We start from the raw sequence: 18,570 nt of genomic DNA, 5'->3' as shown, positions 1-18,570 counted from the left end.
GCCGGCGCCGCCGGGCGGCCCGTGCCGCGCACATCCGCAACCGGAGTTCCCCATGCAACGTGTCCCGAACCAGCCGTTCACGCGTCCCGCCCGTTTCTCCGAAGCCGAATGGCAGGCGCGCGTGCAGCTCGCGGCGGCTTACCGCATCTTCGACCATCTCGGCTGGACCGAGCTGATCTACAACCATATCTCGCTGCGCGTGCCGGGCGAGGACGGGCACTTCCTGATCAACCCGTTCGGACTCCATTACCGCGAGGTGTGCGCGTCGAACCTCGTGAAGATCGACATCGACGGCAACGTGATCGGTCATTCCGACTGGCCGATCAATCCGGCCGGCTTCACGTTCCACAGTGCGATCCATGCGGCGCTGCCCGATGCGCACTGCGTGATGCACGTGCACACGACGCCGACGATGGCCGTGTGCTGTTCGCGCGACGGGCTGTCGTTCTCGAATTTCTATTCGGCGCAACTGTACGGGAAGATCGCGTATCACGACTTCGAGGGCATCACCGTGCATCTGGAGGAGGGGCGGCGCATCGTCGAGAGCGCGGGCGGGCGGCCCGTGCTGCTGTTGCGAAACCACGGGCCCGTGACGATCGGCGCGACGCTCGCGCAGACGTTCTCGCTGATGTGGCTGCTCAATCGCGCGTGCGAGGTGCAGGTCGCCACGCATGCGATCGGCGACGCACTGGCGATCGCGCCGCCCGTGCTCGAAGGGTGCGTGCGCGATTCGCTGAATTTCGATCCGAAGCATGGCGCGGGGCAGGATGCGTTCGACGCACTGCAGCGTATCGTCGATCGCATCGATCCCGGCTATCGGGCGTGACGCGGGGCGGCGTGATCGCTTCGTGAGGCTCGATGCGGCAGGTCCCGAATCCGGCGGCGGGCAAAAAAAACGCGGCCGGGTGGCCGCGTGAATACTCGCAGACTCCTTCGGACGAAGGAAACAAGCAACTGTGAGATGAAGTGTAGCGAAAGGCCGCACGCGGATTCAGCCATCAGGCTGCAAAGGTCCCTTCCAGCCGGAGGCAGACTGGCCTGCCGAGCGCGCTGCGGCGTTTTGCGGCATGGCCGTTCGGCGGGCTCCCGGATCGGCGGCGATCGACTACCATCATGTGTGGCGCCGCCGTTCGGTCGGCGTACAACGTCGTACAAGGAGAGTCCATGCTCAAGCTGCGTTTGCTCCAGGTCGCGTTACTCGCGGGTGTGCTGGCCGCCGGCACCGCCGCCGCCGAAACGGTGCGCCTGTCCGCCAATCTCCAGCCGTCGAGCGAGGTGCCGCCGACGGCGACCAAGGGCTCGGGCGATGTCGAGGCCACCTACGACACGGTAACGCACATGCTGCAGTGGACGGTCCGTTACGAACACCTCACCGGCCCGGCCACCGCCGCGCATTTCCACGGGCCCGCGCCGGTCGGCCAGAACGCGGGCGTGCAGGTGCCGATTCCAAAGGACGAGCTGGCGAGCCCGATCAAGGGTTCGAAGGCACTCACCGACGCGCAGGTCACCGACCTGATGGGCGGCAAGTGGTATTTCAACGTCCATACGAAGGAGCACCCGGCCGGCGAGATCCGCGGCCAGGTGATGCCGGCGAACTGAGCGCAGGCGTTTGATATGGAGGCACCTGTCGAGCGGTGCGGGAACGATCGCACGTACCATCGTCACACTGCGAATACGGAGTGCGTCCGATGAGTTGGCAAAGCAAGTTCGCCTGCTGGCTGCTGCGCAGGCAGTTCCGTCCCGAGACCACGCGCGAGGTGCTCGATCCCGCCCGCGCACGGCGCTTTACCGACTTGCGGATGATGGTGCCGCGCCGCGCGCCGTCGGGCTACCGGTTGCGCCAGTGCTACGGCGCGGGCGACGCGCCGCTGCGCGGCGAATGGCTCGAACGCACCGACGCGGCTGCGGGGCGCGGGCCGGGCCGCACGCTGCTGTACTTCCATGGCGGCGGCTATTACTTCTGTTCGACGAAGACCCATCGGCCGCTGGTGTTCGGCCTGACGAAGCGCGCGGGCGTGCGCTCGTTCTCGCTCGACTACCGGCTTGCGCCCGAAAACCGTTTCCCGGCCGCGCTCGACGACGCGCTGGCCGCGTACCGGCAGCTGCTGGCGCTCGGCACGCCGCCCGAGTCGATCGTGTTCGGCGGCGATTCGGCGGGCGGCGGCCTCGCGCTCGCGACGCTCGTCGCGCTGCGCGATCGCGGCGAGCCGCTGCCGGCCGGCGCGATCCTGTTCTCGCCATGGACCGACCTGGCCGCTACCGGCGCCACGCTGCGCACGAACGACGGCGCCGATCCGATGTTCGCGGGCGCGGCGCTGCCGAAGGCCGCGAAGCTGTACCTCGGCGACGAGCCGGGGACGAATCCGTACGCGTCGCCGCTCTATGCGGATTTCGCGGGCCTGCCGCCGCTGTATATCCAGGTCGGCAGCACCGAGGTGCTGCTCGACGATTCGCGCCGCGTCGCCGAGAAGGCGAAGGCCGCCGGGGTGGCGGTGGAGATCGAGGTGTGGCCGGACATGCCGCACGTGTGGCAGCTGTACGCGCCGATGGTGCCGGAAGCACGCGACGCGCTCGACCGCGCGGCCGCGTTCCTGCGTCGCGTCGCGGTCGAGCGCGCGGTTCAGCGCGCCGGCGAGACGTCGATTGCCTGATAGGCGGCCTTGACGGCCGCCGGGCCGTACTTGCGCTCGAGTCGGCGCACGGTGAAGTGGCCGTGCGCCATCTGCTGGAAGTGGTCGATGAACAGCGTATTGACGGTCGCGCCGAGCACGGCGCCGATCGCCGGAATCGACTTCGCGGCCATCTGCTCGGTCACCTGCACCGAGAAGCGCGACGCCACCGTCTGCACGAGCTTGAACACGGCCGCCGAGCTGTGCGCGGCGATGCCCTTCGTCGTGATGTCGGACGACGCCTTCGAGATCGCCTGCGCGAGCGCGCCGCGCAGCACGAAATAACCGAGATCGGCGTCCTCTTCCTGCTTGTCCGGGTTGCCGCCCATGCCGAGCACGGCCAGGCATTGCAGCTGCGTATCGACCGAGCCCAGGTCTTCACCCTCGCTGCGCGCGATGTCGCACACGGAGCGGAAGATCAGCGTCGTCGTCACCGGCAGCTCGACCGGCAGCGCGAGAAAGCCGAACGCGCCGCCCGCCGCGCCGGTCGTCGCGACCGCGAGCTTGTGCAGCAGGTTGCTCGGCTTGTCGGGCTCGGCGTCCGGCGCGGGCGGCTTGCCGAGCGTGCGCAGCGCGATGTTCAGGCACTTGCGCAGCGCGAGCTGCGTCGCGTCGTTGATCTTGCCGGTCGCGAAATCCGGCAGCCGGGCGATCATTTTCTCGACCGGTGCGCCCAGCATGCCCGTCAGCTTCATCGTCAGCGACGGGCTTTCCAGCACCTGCTTCGCGCGCCACAGCGCGTCCCGATCGTCCTGCGACAGCGTGGTGGCGGGGGGGATTGAAATCGGTTCCATCTTTCTCCTTGGCGGTCTGGAACGGTTTGACCGTCGCCAGCCTAGATTACTCCCGCATGCTAGAATTTCGAGATTGTTTGACTCGTCAAAAGTTGCGCCAACAAAAAATGGCCGTCCATACAGCCGCCCACCATTCGAGCGGGCAAGTCCTGCCGTTCCGCGAATCGCTGCTGGCGATGATCGGGATCTCGTTCGTCACCATGCTCGTCGCGCTCGACCAGACCGTCGTCGGCACCGCGTTGCCGACCATCGTCGCCGAGCTTCGGGGGTTCGACCTGTACGCGTGGGTCGCGACCTCGTACCTGCTCAGTTCCGTGATCACGGTGCCGATCTTTGGCCGGCTCGGCGACTATTACGGGCGCAAGCCGTTCGTCATCGTGTCGATCGTCGTGTTCACCGGCGCGTCCGTGCTGTGCGGGATGGCGAACGACATGCTGATGCTCGTGCTCGCGCGCGGGCTGCAGGGGATCGGCGGCGGGATGCTGGTCGGCACCGCGTTCGCGTGCATCCCCGACCTGTTCCCCGATTCCGTCGTGCGGTTGCGCTGGCAGGTGCTGATGAGCTCCGCGTTCGGCATCGCGAACGCGGTCGGTCCGTCGCTCGGCGGCGTGCTGACCCAGTCGTTCGGCTGGCGCTCGGTGTTCTACGTGAACCTGCCGATCGGCCTGCTGTCGCTGCTGTTCGTGTGGCGTTACCTGCCGCACCTGCGCCACGTCGAGCACGATCGCAAGATGCGGCTCGACTGGCCGGGCGCGCTGCTGATCGCGCTGTCGCTCGGCGCGCTGCAACTGTTCGTCGAATGGCTGCCGAAGTACGGCGTCGCGAGCTGGGCGTCGCTCCTGCTCGTCGTCGCGGTCGCGGCCGGTTTCGGCCTGTGGCACTGGGAGAAGCGCTGCGCGCAGCCGATCCTGCCGTTCGACATGTTCGGCAACCGCGCGCTGTCGGCGCTCTTCGTGCTGGCGATCCTCGCCGGCTTCTCGATGTTCTCGCTGCTGTTCTACGCACCGCTGCTGTTCCAGGGCGGCTTCGGGATGTCGCCGAAGGAGGCGGGGCTCGTGATCACGCCGCTCGTCGTGTTCATCACGATCGGCAGCATCATGAACGGCCGTGTCGTCACGCGCATCCGCAACCCGAATGCGATGCTGCACGTCGGCTTCGTGCTGTTCGCGATCACCTGCGCGGGCGTCGTCGTGTCGACCCACACGACGCCGAAATGGCTGCTGATGGCGCTGATGGTCGCGGGCGGCATCGGGCTCGGCTTCGTGCTGCCGAACCTCACCGTATTCGCGCAGCAGACGGCCGGCCGCGAGCACCTCGGCATCGCCACGGCGCTGCTGCAGTCGCTGCGGATGGTCGGCGGGATGATCGGCACCGCGCTGACCGGCACGCTCGTCAACCAGATGTACTCGGGCGGCGTGCGCGATGCGCTGTCGGCCGATCACGCGATGCAGTGGCACGCGCAGCTCGCCGATCCGCAGATCCTGATCGATCGCGCTGCGCAGGGCGGCCTTGTCGCGGAGCTGACCCGTGCCGGGCATAATGGCGCGCTGCTGCTGGAAGCGGCCCGCGAATCGCTCGTCGGCGCGATTCACGTTGGCGTCGCGATGGCGGCCGTCGTCGCCGTGGTGTCGGTGTGGCAGTGCCGCCGCGTGCCGCCGATCGCGCTGCGGCGCAAGATCGAACCGCATGTCGCGGCCGATTGAACGATTGAACGAGTAGAACTGAGCGCATGGAAGAACAGGACCGCGTCGCGATCTTGCAGCAATTCGGACGGACGTATCGCGCGTTCATGACCGCATTCGAGACGCACGTCGGGCAACCGATGCCGCGCTGGCGCATCATGGTCGCGTTGCACACGATGGGCGGCCATTCGTCGCAGAAGAAGCTCGTCGAAGTGCTGCGCATCGATCCGGGCGCGCTCACGCGCCAGTTGAAGTCGCTCGACGCGCTCGGCTGGATCGAGCGCGAATCCGACGCACGCGACAATCGCGTGACCAACGTGACGCTGACGGACGCCGGCCGCGCCGCGTTCGACGCATGCCTGCCGCGCCGCAAGGCGTTTCTCGAACAGACGATGGCGCAATTGCCGGACGACGTGCTGAATGCGCTGTCGGGCGCGCTGGCGATGCTGGAATCGCGGATCGCGGACGTCGGCTCGACGCCGGCCGCGCGTTGATACGCGGGGCCGGGCGGCACGTCAGCGCCGCCGGCCATCGCTTCATTTCATTCTGATGCGGATTTACAGCTCGATGCGCGTGCCCAGCAGCGCGAGGAACTGCGCGAGCCAGGCCGGATGCGCGGGCCACGCGGGCGCGGTGACGAACGGCGCGTCGGTCACGGCCGCGTCGACCGGAATGTCCGCATATTCGCCGCCCGCGAGCTTCACCTCGGGCGCGCAGGCCGGGTAGGCCGAGATGCGCTTGCCGCGGATCACGTCGGCGGCCGCGAGCAGTTGCGCCGCGTGGCAGATCGCGGCGATCGGCTTGCCGGCTTCGGCGAACTCGCGCACGAGCGAGATCACCTTCGGATCGAGTCGCAGGTATTCGGGGGCACGGCCGCCCGCGATCGCGAGCGCGTCGTAGCGCGAGGCGTCGACGTCGTCGAATGCCGCGTTCAGCGTGAACTGGTGGCCGGGCTTCTCGGTGTAGGTCTGGTCGCCTTCGAAATCGTGGATCGCGGTCTTGATCTTGTCGCCCGCGCGTTTGCCCGGGCAGACTGCATCGACGTGGTGGCCGACCGCCTGCAGCGCCTGGAACGGCACCATCGTTTCGTAGTCTTCGGCGAAATCGCCGGTCAGGAACAGGATCTTCTTCGCGGCCATGGCTTTCTCCAGTGGAGCTGCGTTGAGGGCCCGCCGCGGCAGACGATTGCCATGCCCGCCCGGGGCCCCGAGGACGAAAGCGCAGTATACTCCGGCCGCTTGAAGCGCGCGTGACGGCCACCCCGCGCGGCGGCGGGGCGGTACGCGCGACGTGCGTCAGAAGAAGGTTTCGACGACTTCCGTCACGCGGAACTGCGGATCGAGCACGAGCACCTGGCGCCACTTGTCGAACGTCAGGCACGGGTGCGAGATGTCGAACGCGACCATGTCGCCGACCTTCACGTCCGCGCCCGGCGGGATCTGCAGGTACGCGTGCTGGTCCATCATCCCGGTGACGGCCCAGCCTTCAGCGGCCGCGACGTCGCGCGGGGCGGTGTCGCGGCCCGGGCGGAAGTGGCGCGCCGGCTCCGGCAGCCCCGCGTCGAACGCCGCGTCGCGCTTGCCGAGCGCGACGATCGCCCGGTCGGCCTCGGGCACCGACTGCACGTAGGCCCACAACTGCAGCGCGGGCAGCAGCCCTTCGCCCATCGTGCGTGCGATCGGGTTGCGCGCGAACACGTCGGTCTGCGCCTTCTTGTAGATGCCGACATCGTGCGTCAGGTAGCAGCCCGGACGCAGCACGACTTCCGCGAAGCCCGCGTCGGACGCCTTCGCGAATTCTTCCGCGACCACGTCGTACCACGCCGAACCGGCGCCGGACAGGATCGCCGGCGTACGCGCGAAGCGGCCGGCCTCGGCCAGTTCGCGCGTGAGCGCGACCGCTTCCTGCAGGAACGTGCGGATCTCGCCTTCCTCCTTCAGCACGCCTTCGTAGAGTTCGATGCCGGCCAGCTTCAGCGTGTCCGGATAGCGCGCGATCGCGGCGAGCACGGCCTCGCGCTGCGCGGCATCGCGCACGCCCGCGCGGCCGCCCGGCACGCCGAGCTCGAGCAGCACGTTCAGCGGCTTCTTCAGTGCGCCGAAGAAGCGGCCGAGCTGGTCGACGCTCTCCGCGGAATCGACGAGGCAGAAGAATTCGAAGTCGGGATCGGACAGCAGCCCCGCGATGATCGTCATGTTCTGACGGCCGACCAGCTGGTTCGCGAGCAGCACGCGCCGCACGCCGCCGTGATACGCGGCCTGCGTCTGGTGCGCGGTCGCGAGCGTGATGCCCCACGCGCCGGCGTCGAGCTGGCGGCGGAACAGTTGCGGCGCCATCGTCGTCTTGCCGTGCGGCGCAAACTTGACGCCGTACTTCTGGACGAATGCCTGCATCCAGTTCAGGTTGTGTTCGATGCGATCCTCGTAAAGCACGGCGGCCGGCAGGCTGACGTCTTCCGCGAGCAGGTTCCACTCGAGGCGGCCCGCGTCGCCGAGCGGCACGCTCGCGCTCGGCAGATTGCCGAGGCCCTTGCCGAACGGATCGATCGTCGCTTCCTGATAGTTTGTAACTTTCATGTCATCCCGCTCCATCATCACTATGCATTGCACTGAAGTTGACACGCAGATGGTACAGAAAGTAGCATCTGCGCGGTGATGTTATTTAGTAACATCGAGCTTCGCACCCTTTTCCGCAGATGAATACGCCCGCCAACCCGTCCGCTTCGCACGCGGCCGAGCCCTATCCGGCACCGGCCGCCCCGCCGGTCCTCGACATCGTCGCGCGGATCGCCGAATGCGCGCCCGAGCTGCGCGAGGCCGAGCGCAAGGTCGCCGCGTTCATCCTCGCCGATCTCGCGCGCGCCGCACATGCGAGCATCGGCGCGCTCGCGCGCGACGCGGAGGTCAGTGTCGCGACGGTCACGCGTTTCGCGAAGGCCGTCGGCTGCCGCGACGTGCGCGAACTGAAGGTGCTGGTCGCGCAGGCGGCGGCGGTCGGCCAGCGCTTTCTCGTGCCGTCCGACGACGCGCCCGCCGACGATACGAGCCCCGCGTCGATGGTCTACGACGAGATCCGCGTGGCGCTCGCGCACAACCACCAGTTGCTGCGCAATACGTCGTTCGAGGAAGCCGCCGACCTGCTCGCCGGCGCGAAGATGACCTATGTGTACGGGCAGGGCGGCGGCTCGACCGCGCTCGCCGACGAGCTGCGTTTCCGGCTCGTGCGCTTCGGCCGGCCGGTCGCGAGCTACCAGGACAGCGTGCTGCAGCGGATGGTGGCCGCGACGCTGTCGCGCGACACCGTCGTCGTCGCGCTGTCGGTGAGCGGGCGCGTGCCCGAGCTGCTCGAGAGCTGCCGGCTCGCGAAGCGCTACGGCGCGAAGCTGATCGCGATCACCGCGCCGGCCTCGCCGCTCGCGAAGCTGGCCGACCACCTGATCCCGGTCGTCGCGTTCGAAACCGATTTCATTTACAAGCCGTCGACATCGCGCTACGCGATGATGATGGCGATCGACGTGCTCGTCACCGGAGTCGCGTTGCGGCTCGGCGATGCGGGCCGGGAATCGCTGCGTCGCATCAAGCACGCGCTCGATGCGCACCGCGGCGGCGGAGACCGTCAACCGGTAGGAGACTGACCATGCATTCGCATCCCGAAGCCGCCGATACGCTGATCGTCGGCGCGCAGCTTTACGACGGTACCGGCGCGCCGCCCGTCACGCGCGACGTCGCGATCCGCAACGGCGTGATCGCGGCGATCGGCAACCTGTCGAACTGGCTCGCCGAAACCGTCGTCGATGCGAACGGCCGCGCGCTCGCGCCGGGTTTCGTCGACGTGCATACGCACGACGACACGCACGTGATCCGCGCGCCGCAGATGGTGCCGAAGATCTCGCAGGGCGTGACGACCGTGATCGTCGGCAACTGCGGGATCAGCGCGTCGCCGGTGACGCTCGCGGGCGATCCGCCCGATCCGATGAACCTGCTCGGCGAGCGCGGCGCGTTCCAGTACCCGACCTTCGCCGACTACGTCGCGGCCGTGAACGATGCGCGTCCGGCCGTGAACGTCGCGGCGCTCGTCGGTCACACGGCGCTGCGCAACAACCAGATGGACCGCCTCGACCGCGCGGCGACCGACGGCGAGATCGCCGGGATGCGCGCGCAGCTCGAGGAGGCGCTCGCGAACGGCGCGCTCGGCCTGTCGTCGGGCCTCGCATACGGCTCCGCGTTCGCGGCGCCGACCGAAGAGGTGATGGCGCTCGCCGAGCCGCTCGCGAACGCCGGCGCGTTGTACACGACGCACATGCGCACCGAATTCGACGCGATCCTCGATGCGATGGAAGAGGCGTACCAGGTCGGCCGTCATGCGCGCGTGCCGGTCGTGATCTCGCACCTGAAGTGCGCGGGCCCGTCGAACTGGGGGCGTAGCACCGAAGTGCTCGCGTCGCTCGAAGGCGCGCGCCGCTACCAGCCGGTCGGCTGCGACTGCTATCCGTACAGCCGCAGCTCGTCGACGCTCGACCTGAAGCAGGTGACGGGCGACATCGACATCACGATCACCTGGTCGGAGCCGCACCCGGAAGTGGCGGGCAAGCTGCTGAAGGCGATCGCGGCCGACTGGGGCGTGACCGAGCAGGAAGCCGCGCAGCGCATCCGCCCGGCGGGCGCCGTGTACCACAACATGTCCGAGGAGGACGTGCGCCGGATCCTGTCGCACCCGGCGACGATGGTGGGCTCCGACGGCCTGCCGAACGATCCGCTGCCGCACCCGCGGCTGTGGGGCGCGTTCCCGCGCGTGCTCGGCCATTACGTGCGCGACACGAACCTGCTGCCGCTCGAGGAGGCGATCCGCAAGATGACGTCGCTGTCCGCGCGCCGCTACGGCATCGCGCGGCGCGGCGAGGTGCATGTGGGCTACCACGCCGACCTCGTGCTGTTCGACCCGGCGCGCGTGATCGACGCCGCGACGTTCGAGAAACCGCAGCAGCCCGCGCACGGAATCGACGCCGTGTGGGTGAACGGCGTGCTGACCTACGAAAACGGCCAGGCGACCGGCGAGCGCGCCGGCGGCTTCGTCGCACGCGGCGAGCGCGTGCCGGCGAGTGCCGACACCGCGTTCTGAACGCGGTTGTTGTTCCGATCTGCCGCGCGCGCCATCGTCGGCGCGCGCATCCGCAACCGTGCGTTGCATGGGACCGGCGCCGGCGCTGAAGCGTCGAGGCGGTCGACAAACAAGGAGTGAAACGATGAAGCGATATGGCGTAGGCGAAGCGAAGGGGACGGGCGGCCAGGTGATGCCGTTCGCACGCGCGGTCGAGGCCGACGGCTGGCTGTACGTGTCGGGCCAGACGCCGATGGTGAACGGCGAGGTCGTCGAAGGCGGGATCGTCACGCAGTCGAAGCAGACGATCGAGAACGTGATCGCGATCCTGAAGGAAGCCGGCTACGGCCTCGAGCACGTCGTGCGCTGCGGCGTGTGGCTCGACGACGCACGCGATTTCGCGTCGTTCAACAAGGTGTTCGTGTCGTACTTCGGCGAGCATCCGCCGGCACGCGCGTGCGTGCAGTCGAGCATGGTCATCGACTGCAAGGTCGAGGTCGACTGCATCGCGTACAAGGCGCCGGCGAAGTAACGCCGCAACGGCGAGCCGCTCCAGAACGGGCCCGGCGCATTCACGTGCGCCGGGCCCGTTTTGGCGTGTGTCGCGCACGGTTCGATTGTTGCACGGTGCGCCACGGCGGCAACCGCCGCAACGCCACCCGCCCGTTCATGTAATGTGCCGCGTGATCGTACGGAGGGGAAATACATGGAATGGGCTGCGCTGGTGCCGGAGCTGATCTGCTCGGACCTCGCCGGAAGCGTGCGCTTCTATCGTGACGTGCTGGGATTCCGGATTCGCTTCGAACGTCCGGAAGACGGTTTCGCCTATCTGGAAATCGGGCGGGCTCAGCTGATGCTCGAGCAGTATGGCGCGGAGGGCTGGCTGACCGGCCCGCTGGAGCCGCCGTTCGGGCGCGGAATCAATTTTCAGATCGAGGTCGATGCGCTCGACCCCATTCTCGACAGGATCCGCGCTGCGGGCGTGCCGCTGTTCGTCGAGCCGCGCACGTCCTGGTATCGGGAGGGCGAGATCGAGCATGGCCAGATCGAGATGCTGGTGCAGGATCCCGACGGATACCTGTTGCGCCTGGTGGAGATCCTGCCGGAGCGGCCGGTGAGCGGGTGATCGTCGGTCGTCCGCGCCTTTCCCGCACAATGAAAAACAGCCCGGCCGGTTGATTCCGGTCGGGCTGTTGTATTTGGGGTGGCGGCCGCGCGTCGCCGACGGCAAGAGGCAAAAGGCAGACGGCAAACGAAAAACCGCGGCAGCCACCCGCCGCCGTCACTGTCGCGCGTTGCGCGCGTTGTCCGGCATCGGCTGGTTGTAGTTCGTGCGGAACGGGTTGATGTCGAGCCCGCCGCGGCGCGTATAGCGTGCATACACCGCGAGCTTCACCGGTTTGCATGCGTGCAGGATGTCGAGGAAGATCCGCTCGACGCACTGCTCGTGAAACCCCGTGTGGTTGCGGAACGAGATGATGTAGCGCAGCAGGCCCGCGTGGTCGATCTGCGGCCCGACGTAGTGAATCTGCACGCTGCCCCAGTCGGGCTGGCCGGTGACCGGGCAGTTCGAGCGCAGCAGGTCGGACACGAGCGTCTCCTCGACCGGCGCTTCGTCGACGGCCGCCGACAGCAGCGACGGATCGGGTTCGTACACGTCGGTGTCGAGGTCGAGCCGGTCGAGCGACAGCCCGTCGAGTTCGTCCATTTCGAGCTTGCCGAAATCGTGCGGCGACACGAGCTGCACGGCGACGCTCGCACCGCACGCGGCCGACACGTCGTGCTTCAGCGTGTCGCGCACCGCGTCGATCGAGTCGAATTTCGTCTGCGCGAACGAGCCGAGATACAGCTTGAACGACTTCGATTCGACGATGTTCGGCGATTCGGCCGGCACGTAGAAGGTCGCAACCGCGATCTGCGGCTTGCCGCGCGCGTTGAGCCAGGACAGCTCGTAGGCGTTCCAGATGTCGGTGCCGAAGAACGGTAGCGCCGACGCGATGCCGAGCTGCTCGCGCGCGCCGGCGCGCGGGATCGGGAACAGCAGCGACGCGTCGTACTGGGCCGCGTAGACGGTGGCCTTGCCGAGCGGGGAATGTTCGGGATTCATGCGTGACGCCTTTACGACAGGAAGAGGCGGTAAGCCGGGTTGGCGCTCTCCTCGACATACGGGTAGCCGAGTGCCGCGAGGAAGCGTTCGAATTCGGCGCGATCGGCCTGCGGCACCTGCAGCCCGACGAGGATCGAGCTGTAGTCCGCGCCCTGGTTGCGGTAATGGAACAGGCTGATGTTCCAGTCCGGCGCCATCGACGACAGGAACTTCATCAGCGCGCCCGGCCGTTCCGGGAATTCGAAGCGGAACAGGCGTTCGTCGAGCGCGAGCGGCGAACGGCCGCCCACCATGTAGCGGATGTGTTCCTTCGACAGCTCGTCGTGCGTCAGGTCGACGGACTTGAAGCCGTGCGATTCGAAGTTCGCGGCGATCTCGGCCGATTCGCCGCGGCGCTTGATCTGCACACCGACGAAGATGTGCGCGGCCTGCGCATCGGCGATCCGGTAGTTGAACTCGGTGACGTTGCGGTCGCCGACGAGCGAGCAGAACCGCTTGAAGCTGCCGCGTTCCTCGGGGATCGTGACCGCGAACACGGCTTCGCGCGCTTCACCCACTTCCGCGCGCTCGGCGACGAAGCGCATCCGGTCGAAGTTCATGTTCGCGCCGGACGTGACCGCGACGAGCGTCTGGTTCTCGATGGCTTCGCGTTCCGCGTAGAGCTTCGCACCCGCGACCGCGAGCGCGCCGGACGGCTCGAGCACGCTGCGCGTGTCCTGGAAGACGTCCTTGATCGCCGCGCACAGCGCGTCGGTGTTCACCGTCAGGACGCCGTCGAGGTATTCGCTGCAGAGCCGGAAGGTTTCCTCGCCGACCAGCTTCACGGCGGTACCGTCCGCGAACAGGCCGACCTCGCTCAGCTCGACGCGCTTGCCTGCGTCGAGCGACTGCGCCATCGCGCACGAATCCTCGGCCTGCACGCCGATCACCTTGATCTCCGGTCGCACCGCCTTCACGTAGGCCGCGACGCCGGACGCGAGCCCGCCGCCGCCGATCGGCACGAAGATCGCGTGGATCGGGCCCTGGTGCTGGCGCAGGATCTCCATCGCGATCGTGCCCTGGCCGGCGATCACGTACGGATCGTCGAACGGATGGACGAACGTGAGGCCGCGCTCCTCCTGCACCTTGACCGCGTGTGCATACGCGTCGCTGTACGACTCCCCGGCCTGGATCACCTCGACGCTCGGGCCGCCGTGCGCGCGCACCGCATCGACCTTCACCTGCGGCGTCGTGACGGGCACGACGATCACCGCCTTGACGCCCATCCGGGCCGCCGAGAACGCGACACCCTGTGCGTGGTTGCCGGCCGATGCCGTAATCACGCCGCGCGCGAGCGCGTCCGCCGGAATGTGCGCCATCTTGTTGTACGCGCCGCGCAGCTTGAACGAGAACACCGGCTGGTTGTCCTCGCGCTTGAGGTAGACGGCGTTGCGCAGCCGGGCGGACAGGTTGCGGGCGGATTCGAGTTCCGTCTCGATCGCGACGTCGTAGACGCGCGCGGTGAGGATTTTCTTCAGGTAATCGTGGGATGCCATGGGCGCTCGCGTGCAGTGCGGTAGCAGACGGTAAAAGGTCAATGATAGCGCCAAGGGTCCGCCCGTATGCAAGCGGCATGCCGGGTGCACGCTCGCGGGGCCGTGCAGGCGGTGCATCGGCGACGTTGCGCGGCCTCTTTTGCCGGCTTAACCGCGTGGTTACCGACCGGACGGACGGCGAATGGCCGCGTGAAATCGCGCCGAGCCAGGCCTGGCGCGGCTCGCGGCGATAGCCCCACGACCTGTCCGACGTGTCACGCGTGGCCCGATCATGGGTTAGAATTCCGTTTTGAATCAAGGATTCGGAAGATGCAGAGGCACCCTCGGATCGCACCGTTGAAGCCGACGCCGCGCGCAGCCAGCCCCGCGGCGGAACGGCATGCGCGCCGCGCGCGATCGTGCCGATGATCGAGTGCCGCCAGGCCCTGTCGCCGGCCAGGAGGGGCGAATCGCCGCCCGCTCCGGCCCCATGAAGGACAGCCGCGCGCCTGGTAACAGAACAGATTTCCCCAAGATTGCGCCCACGCGCTTGCCGACGCCCGTGCACGGTGTATCGGCCCTCCGAGTCGTCCGAACATGAACGCACCACAAGTTTTCGATCCGCATGGCGCGGCCGCCGCCGTCGCCGCCGACCCCGCGCCCCGGTTGCGCGAGATTCCCTACAACTACACGTCCTTCTCGGATCGCGAGATCGTGATCCGCCTGCTCGGCGAAGAGGCGTGGTCGGTGCTCGACGAGCTGCGTGCCGAGCGCCGTACGGGCCGCTCGGCACGGATGCTGTATGAGGTGCTCGGCGACATCTGGGTCGTGCGCCGCAACCCGTACCTGCAGGACGACCTGCTCGACAACCCGAAGCGCCGCGCGCTGCTGATCGAGGCGCTGAACCACCGGCTGACCGAAATCGGCAAGCGCCGCAGCGCGGATCTCACCGAGCACCGCGACGACGCGGGCCGCGAACGCGCATCGCGCGTCGAGATGCTCGAAACCGCCGCGCAGCGCGCGGTCGACGAGTTCGCCGACGAATTCGAGAAGATGGCCGACCTGCGCCGCCGCGCGACCAAGGCGCTCGGCCGCTGCACGCAGAAGGACAACATCCGCTTCGACGGGCTGTCGCGCGTGTCGCACGTGACCGACGCGACCGACTGGCGGGTCGAATACCCGTTCGTCGTGCTCACCCCCGATACCGAAGCCGAGATCGCCGGCCTCATCAAGGCCTGCTTCGAGCTCGGCCTGACCGTGATCCCGCGCGGCGGCGGCACCGGCTACACGGGCGGCGCGGTGCCGCTCACGCCGTTCTCCGCGGTGATCAACACCGAGAAGCTCGAACAGCTCGGCGCGGTCGAGCTGACCGAGCTGCCGGGCGTCGCGCACAAGGTGCCGACGATCTTCTCCGGCGCGGGCGTCGTCACGCGCCGCGTGACGGAAGCCGCGGAAGCGGCCGGCTACGTGTTCGCGGTCGATCCGACCTCACTCGACGCATCGTGCATCGGCGGCAACGTCGCGATGAACGCGGGCGGCAAGAAGGCCGTGCTGTGGGGCACCGCGCTCGACAACCTGGCCTGGTGGCGGATGGTCGACCCGGACGGCAACTGGCTCGAAGTCACGCGCCACGAGCACAACCAGGGCAAGATCCACGACATCGCGGTCGCGCGTTTCGAGCTGAAGTGGTTCGACGGCGCATATGCGCCGGGCGAGAAGCTGCTGAAGAGCGAGATGCTCGAGATCGAGGGCCGCCGGTTCCGCAAGGAAGGTCTCGGCAAGGACGTGACCGACAAGTTCCTCGCCGGCCTGCCGGGCGTGCAGAAGGAAGGTTGCGACGGGCTCATCACGTCCGCGCGCTGGGTGCTGCACAAGATGCCCGCGCACACGCGCACCGTCTGCCTGGAATTCTTCGGCCAGGCGCGCGAGGCGATCCCGAGCATCGTCGAGATCAAGGATTACCTGTTCGAGACGTCGAAGCAGGGCGGCGCGATCCTCGCGGGCCTCGAGCACCTCGACGAGCGCTACCTGCGTGCGGTCGGCTACGCGACCAAGAGCAAGCGCAACGCATTCCCCAAGATGGTGCTGATCGGCGACATCGTCGGCGATGACGCCGACGCGGTCGCGCACGCGACGTCCGAAGTGATCCGGATGGCGAACGGCAAGAGCGGCGAAGGCTTCGTCGCGATCAGCGCGGAGGCGCGCAAGCGCTTCTGGCTCGACCGCAGCCGCACGGCCGCGATCGCGAAGCACACGAACGCGTTCAAGATCAACGAAGACGTCGTGATCCCGCTGAACCGGATGGGCGAGTACACCGACGGCATCGAGCGGATCAACATCGAGCTGTCGCTGAAGAACAAGCTGCAGCTGGTCGACGCGCTGGAAGCGTTTTTCCGCGCCGGCAACCTGCCGCTCGGCAAGACCGACGACGCGAACGAGATCCCGAGCGCCGAACTGCTCGAGGATCGCGTCCAGCAGGCACTGGAGCTGCTCAAGCGCGTGCGCGCGCGCTGGGAATTCGTGCGCGACCGGCTCGACCAGCCGCTGCGCGAGGCGCAGCACTACCTCGTGCAGCTCGGTTACGAGGCGCTCGCCGAGAAGTTCGCCGATCGCGCGGACGAGCAGCCGGGCGCGACCGTGTTCCACGTCACGCAGGACCGCACGGTGCGCATCTCGTGGAAGCAGGAGATCCGCGCGGAGCTGCGCGCGATCTTCAACGGCGGCGCGTTCAAGCAGATCCTCGACGAAGCGCAGGCGATCCACAAGCAGGTGCTGCGCGGCCGCGTGTTCGTCGCGCTGCACATGCACGCGGGCGACGGCAACGTCCACACCAACCTGCCGGTCAACTCCGACAACTACGAGATGCTGCAGGACGCCCACGCGGCGGTCGCGCGCATCATGACGCTCGCGCGTTCGCTCGACGGCGTGATTTCCGGCGAGCACGGCATCGGCATCACGAAGCTCGAGTTCCTGACCGACGACGAGATCGCCGAATTCCGCGCGTACAAGCAGCGTGTCGACCCGAACGGCCGCTTCAACAAGGGCAAGCTGCTCGAAGGCGCCGATCTGCGCAACGCCTATACGCCGAGCTTCGGGCTGATGGGATACGAGTCGCTGATCATGAAGCAGTCCGACATCGGCGCGATCGCCGATTCGGTGAAGGACTGCCTGCGCTGCGGCAAGTGCAAGCCGGTGTGTGCGACGCACGTGCCGCGCGCGAACCTGCTGTACAGCCCGCGCAACAAGATCCTCGCAACGTCGTTGCTGGTCGAGGCGTTCCTGTATGAGGAACAGACGCGCCGCGGCGTGTCGATCAAGCACTGGGACGAGTTCAACGACGTGGCCGACCACTGCACGGTGTGCCACAAGTGTGCGACCCCGTGCCCGGTGAAGATCGATTTCGGCGACGTCACGATGAACATGCGCAACCTGTTGCGCAAGATGGGCAAGAAGAAATTCAACGCCGGCAATGCGGCGGGCATGTTCTTCCTGAACGCGACCAACCCGCAGACGATCAACGCCGCGCGCAGCGTGATGATGGGCGTCGGCTACAAGGTGCAGCGCTTCGCGAACGACATGCTGAAGAACGTCGTGAAGAAGCAGACGCAGCACCCGCCGGCGACGGTCGGCAAGCCGCCCGTCGTCGAGCAGGTGATCCACTTCGTCAACAAGAAGATGCCGGGCAACCTGCCGAAGAAGACGGCACGCGCGCTGCTCGACATCGAGGACAACAAGATCGTGCCGATCATCCGCAACCCGAAGTCGACGACCGTCGATTCGGAAGCGGTGTTCTACTTCCCGGGCTGCGGCTCCGAGCGTTTGTTCTCGCAGGTCGGCCTCGCGACGCAGGCGATGCTGTGGGAGGCGGGCGTGCAGACCGTGCTGCCGCCGGGCTACCTGTGCTGCGGTTATCCGCAGCGCGGCTCGGGCCAGTACGACAAGGCCGAGAAGATCGTCACCGACAACCGCGTGTTGTTCCACCGGGTCGCGAACACGCTGAACTACCTCGATATCAAGACGGTGGTCGTGTCGTGCGGCACCTGCTACGACCAGCTCGCCGGTTACGAATTCGACAAGATCTTCCCGGGCTGCCGGATCATCGACATCCACGAGTTCCTGCTCGAGAAGGGGATGAAGCTCGACGGCGTGACGGGCACGCGCTACATGTATCACGACCCATGCCACACGCCGATCAAGACGATCGATCCGGTGAAGCTCGTCAATGAGCTGATGGGTTCGGAGAAGGACGGCTACCGGATCGAGAAGAACGACCGCTGCTGCGGCGAATCGGGCACGCTCGCGGTCACGCGCCCGGATGTGTCCACGCAGGTCCGCTTCCGCAAGGAAGAGGAGATCCGCAAGGGCGCCGCGAAGCTGCGCAGCATCCCGGTCGTGGCCGGCAACGCGCCGACGCCGGCCGCTGCGGCCGCGAACGGCCCGGACGTGAAGATCCTGACGAGTTGCCCGTCGTGCCTGCAGGGCCTGTCGCGCTACAGCGAGGACGCGAACCTCGAAGCCGACTACATCGTGGTCGAAATCGCGCGCCAGGTGCTCGGCGAGAACTGGATGGCCGATTATGTCGCACGTGCGAACAATGGCGGGATCGAGCGCGTGCTGGTCTAATGCGGGCATGACGACCGCCCGACCGGGCTGGGGATGAGCGGGCGCCGGCGCGGCAATGCCGGCGCCCGTCCACATGGGAGCGAC

The 18,570-nt window shown here is 67.6% G+C and carries 15 protein-coding genes; 10 read left to right on the top strand and 5 right to left on the bottom strand.

Going from position 1 to position 18,570, the window contains the following annotated elements; translation table 11 throughout:
• The first annotated feature begins 52 nt into the window (after nt 1-52).
• The 3 genes from VK92_RS32215 (at nt 53) to VK92_RS32205 (ending at nt 2,651) form a co-directional block, all read left to right on the top strand.
• A complete protein-coding gene (locus VK92_RS32215; protein WP_021161338.1) occupies nt 53-826 on the top strand; it encodes a class II aldolase/adducin family protein in 774 nt (257 codons plus the stop codon).
• A 338-nt stretch (nt 827-1,164) separates the two neighbouring features.
• On the top strand, nt 1,165-1,599 hold the full coding sequence (locus VK92_RS32210) for a CHRD domain-containing protein (RefSeq protein ID WP_048023191.1): 435 nt from the start codon (nt 1,165-1,167) through the stop codon (nt 1,597-1,599).
• 89 nt (nt 1,600-1,688) lie between these two features.
• Nucleotides 1,689-2,651 carry an alpha/beta hydrolase gene (locus VK92_RS32205; RefSeq protein WP_048023193.1) on the top strand — a complete coding sequence of 321 codons (963 nt, stop codon included), beginning with the start codon at nt 1,689-1,691 and terminating at the stop codon, nt 2,649-2,651.
• Here the strand turns inward: VK92_RS32205 and VK92_RS32200 are convergent.
• Nucleotides 2,621-3,463: an EcsC family protein gene (locus tag VK92_RS32200; protein ID WP_021161335.1), complete on the bottom strand. Its 843-nt coding sequence runs from the start codon at nt 3,461-3,463 to the stop codon at nt 2,621-2,623. The genes VK92_RS32205 and VK92_RS32200 overlap by 31 nt on opposite strands.
• Before the next feature lie 107 nt (nt 3,464-3,570).
• Here VK92_RS32200 and VK92_RS32195 point away from each other — a divergent pair, with 107 nt between their 5' ends.
• Both VK92_RS32195 and VK92_RS32190 read left to right on the top strand, forming a co-directional pair.
• Entirely contained in the window at nt 3,571-5,166 is a 1,596-nt protein-coding gene (locus VK92_RS32195) for an MDR family MFS transporter (RefSeq protein ID WP_021161334.1), read from the top strand.
• Nucleotides 5,167-5,192: 26 nt separating this feature from the next.
• Nucleotides 5,193-5,639 carry a MarR family winged helix-turn-helix transcriptional regulator gene (locus tag VK92_RS32190; RefSeq protein WP_021161333.1) on the top strand — a complete coding sequence of 149 codons (447 nt, stop codon included), beginning with the start codon at nt 5,193-5,195 and terminating at the stop codon, nt 5,637-5,639.
• Between the two features lie 63 nt (nt 5,640-5,702).
• On the opposite strand, the gene VK92_RS32185 is transcribed toward VK92_RS32190, so the two are convergent.
• Together VK92_RS32185 and VK92_RS32180 are read right to left on the bottom strand one after the other, a co-directional pair.
• Nucleotides 5,703-6,284: a DJ-1/PfpI family protein gene (locus tag VK92_RS32185; protein WP_021161332.1), complete on the bottom strand. Its 582-nt coding sequence runs from the start codon at nt 6,282-6,284 to the stop codon at nt 5,703-5,705.
• A 156-nt stretch (nt 6,285-6,440) separates the two neighbouring features.
• Complete coding sequence (locus VK92_RS32180) at nt 6,441-7,721, bottom strand: amino acid deaminase (protein WP_048023194.1); 1,281 nt, start codon at nt 7,719-7,721, stop codon at nt 6,441-6,443.
• A gap of 119 nt (nt 7,722-7,840) precedes the next feature.
• On the opposite strand from VK92_RS32180, the gene VK92_RS32175 reads away from it, so the two are divergent.
• The 4 genes from VK92_RS32175 to VK92_RS32160 all read left to right on the top strand — a co-directional run bounded on the left by VK92_RS32175 (nt 7,841) and on the right by VK92_RS32160 (nt 11,368).
• Nucleotides 7,841-8,779, top strand: a complete 939-nt coding sequence (locus VK92_RS32175) for a MurR/RpiR family transcriptional regulator (protein WP_048023196.1) — start codon at nt 7,841-7,843, stop codon at nt 8,777-8,779.
• A 2-nt stretch (nt 8,780-8,781) separates the two neighbouring features.
• Nucleotides 8,782-10,263, top strand: coding sequence for an N-acyl-D-amino-acid deacylase family protein (locus VK92_RS32170; protein ID WP_048023198.1), 1,482 nt, complete (start codon nt 8,782-8,784; stop codon nt 10,261-10,263).
• 124 nt (nt 10,264-10,387) lie between these two features.
• The gene (locus VK92_RS32165; RefSeq protein WP_006751946.1) at nt 10,388-10,774 is read left to right on the top strand and encodes a RidA family protein; all 387 of its coding nucleotides are present in this window, start codon (nt 10,388-10,390) and stop codon (nt 10,772-10,774) included.
• A 174-nt stretch (nt 10,775-10,948) separates the two neighbouring features.
• On the top strand, nt 10,949-11,368 hold the full coding sequence (locus tag VK92_RS32160) for a bleomycin resistance protein (RefSeq protein WP_048023200.1): 420 nt from the start codon (nt 10,949-10,951) through the stop codon (nt 11,366-11,368).
• Nucleotides 11,369-11,524: 156 nt separating this feature from the next.
• Here VK92_RS32160 and queF read toward each other — a convergent pair whose 3' ends face one another.
• Complete coding sequence (gene queF / locus VK92_RS32155; RefSeq protein ID WP_048028989.1) at nt 11,525-12,349, bottom strand: NADPH-dependent 7-cyano-7-deazaguanine reductase QueF; 825 nt, start codon at nt 12,347-12,349, stop codon at nt 11,525-11,527.
• An 11-nt stretch (nt 12,350-12,360) separates the two neighbouring features.
• On the bottom strand, nt 12,361-13,884 hold the full coding sequence (gene ilvA, locus VK92_RS32150) for a threonine ammonia-lyase, biosynthetic (RefSeq protein WP_048026152.1): 1,524 nt from the start codon (nt 13,882-13,884) through the stop codon (nt 12,361-12,363).
• Nucleotides 13,885-14,460: 576 nt separating this feature from the next.
• Between ilvA and VK92_RS32145 the strand changes: the two genes are divergently transcribed.
• Nucleotides 14,461-18,486 (top strand): DUF3683 domain-containing protein, encoded by a 4,026-nt coding sequence (locus VK92_RS32145; RefSeq protein ID WP_048026151.1) that lies wholly within the window; start codon nt 14,461-14,463, stop codon nt 18,484-18,486.
• Nucleotides 18,487-18,570 lie beyond the last annotated feature (84 nt).

The sequence above is a fragment of the Burkholderia sp. LK4 genome, assembly GCF_001043615.1.
Classification (GTDB): domain Bacteria; phylum Pseudomonadota; class Gammaproteobacteria; order Burkholderiales; family Burkholderiaceae; genus Burkholderia; species Burkholderia cepacia.
This window is presented reverse-complemented; position numbering and strand designations above follow the sequence as displayed.

What these genes read in the sequence shown, in the direction of transcription:
- ilvA (WP_048026152.1), bottom strand. Translation starts at nt 13,884, where the DNA reads ATGGCATCCCACGATTACCTGAAGAAAATCCTCACCGCGCGCGTCTAC.
- VK92_RS32145 (WP_048026151.1), top strand. Translation starts at nt 14,461, where the DNA reads ATGAACGCACCACAAGTTTTCGATCCGCATGGCGCGGCCGCCGCCGTC.
- VK92_RS32195 (WP_021161334.1), top strand. Translation starts at nt 3,571, where the DNA reads ATGGCCGTCCATACAGCCGCCCACCATTCGAGCGGGCAAGTCCTGCCG.
- VK92_RS32210 (WP_048023191.1), top strand. Translation starts at nt 1,165, where the DNA reads ATGCTCAAGCTGCGTTTGCTCCAGGTCGCGTTACTCGCGGGTGTGCTG.
- VK92_RS32175 (WP_048023196.1), top strand. Translation starts at nt 7,841, where the DNA reads ATGAATACGCCCGCCAACCCGTCCGCTTCGCACGCGGCCGAGCCCTAT.
- VK92_RS32200 (WP_021161335.1), bottom strand. Translation starts at nt 3,463, where the DNA reads ATGGAACCGATTTCAATCCCCCCCGCCACCACGCTGTCGCAGGACGAT.
- VK92_RS32170 (WP_048023198.1), top strand. Translation starts at nt 8,782, where the DNA reads ATGCATTCGCATCCCGAAGCCGCCGATACGCTGATCGTCGGCGCGCAG.
- queF (WP_048028989.1), bottom strand. Translation starts at nt 12,349, where the DNA reads ATGAATCCCGAACATTCCCCGCTCGGCAAGGCCACCGTCTACGCGGCC.
- VK92_RS32160 (WP_048023200.1), top strand. Translation starts at nt 10,949, where the DNA reads ATGGAATGGGCTGCGCTGGTGCCGGAGCTGATCTGCTCGGACCTCGCC.
- VK92_RS32215 (WP_021161338.1), top strand. Translation starts at nt 53, where the DNA reads ATGCAACGTGTCCCGAACCAGCCGTTCACGCGTCCCGCCCGTTTCTCC.
- VK92_RS32185 (WP_021161332.1), bottom strand. Translation starts at nt 6,284, where the DNA reads ATGGCCGCGAAGAAGATCCTGTTCCTGACCGGCGATTTCGCCGAAGAC.
- VK92_RS32165 (WP_006751946.1), top strand. Translation starts at nt 10,388, where the DNA reads ATGAAGCGATATGGCGTAGGCGAAGCGAAGGGGACGGGCGGCCAGGTG.
- VK92_RS32190 (WP_021161333.1), top strand. Translation starts at nt 5,193, where the DNA reads ATGGAAGAACAGGACCGCGTCGCGATCTTGCAGCAATTCGGACGGACG.
- VK92_RS32180 (WP_048023194.1), bottom strand. Translation starts at nt 7,721, where the DNA reads ATGAAAGTTACAAACTATCAGGAAGCGACGATCGATCCGTTCGGCAAG.
- VK92_RS32205 (WP_048023193.1), top strand. Translation starts at nt 1,689, where the DNA reads ATGAGTTGGCAAAGCAAGTTCGCCTGCTGGCTGCTGCGCAGGCAGTTC.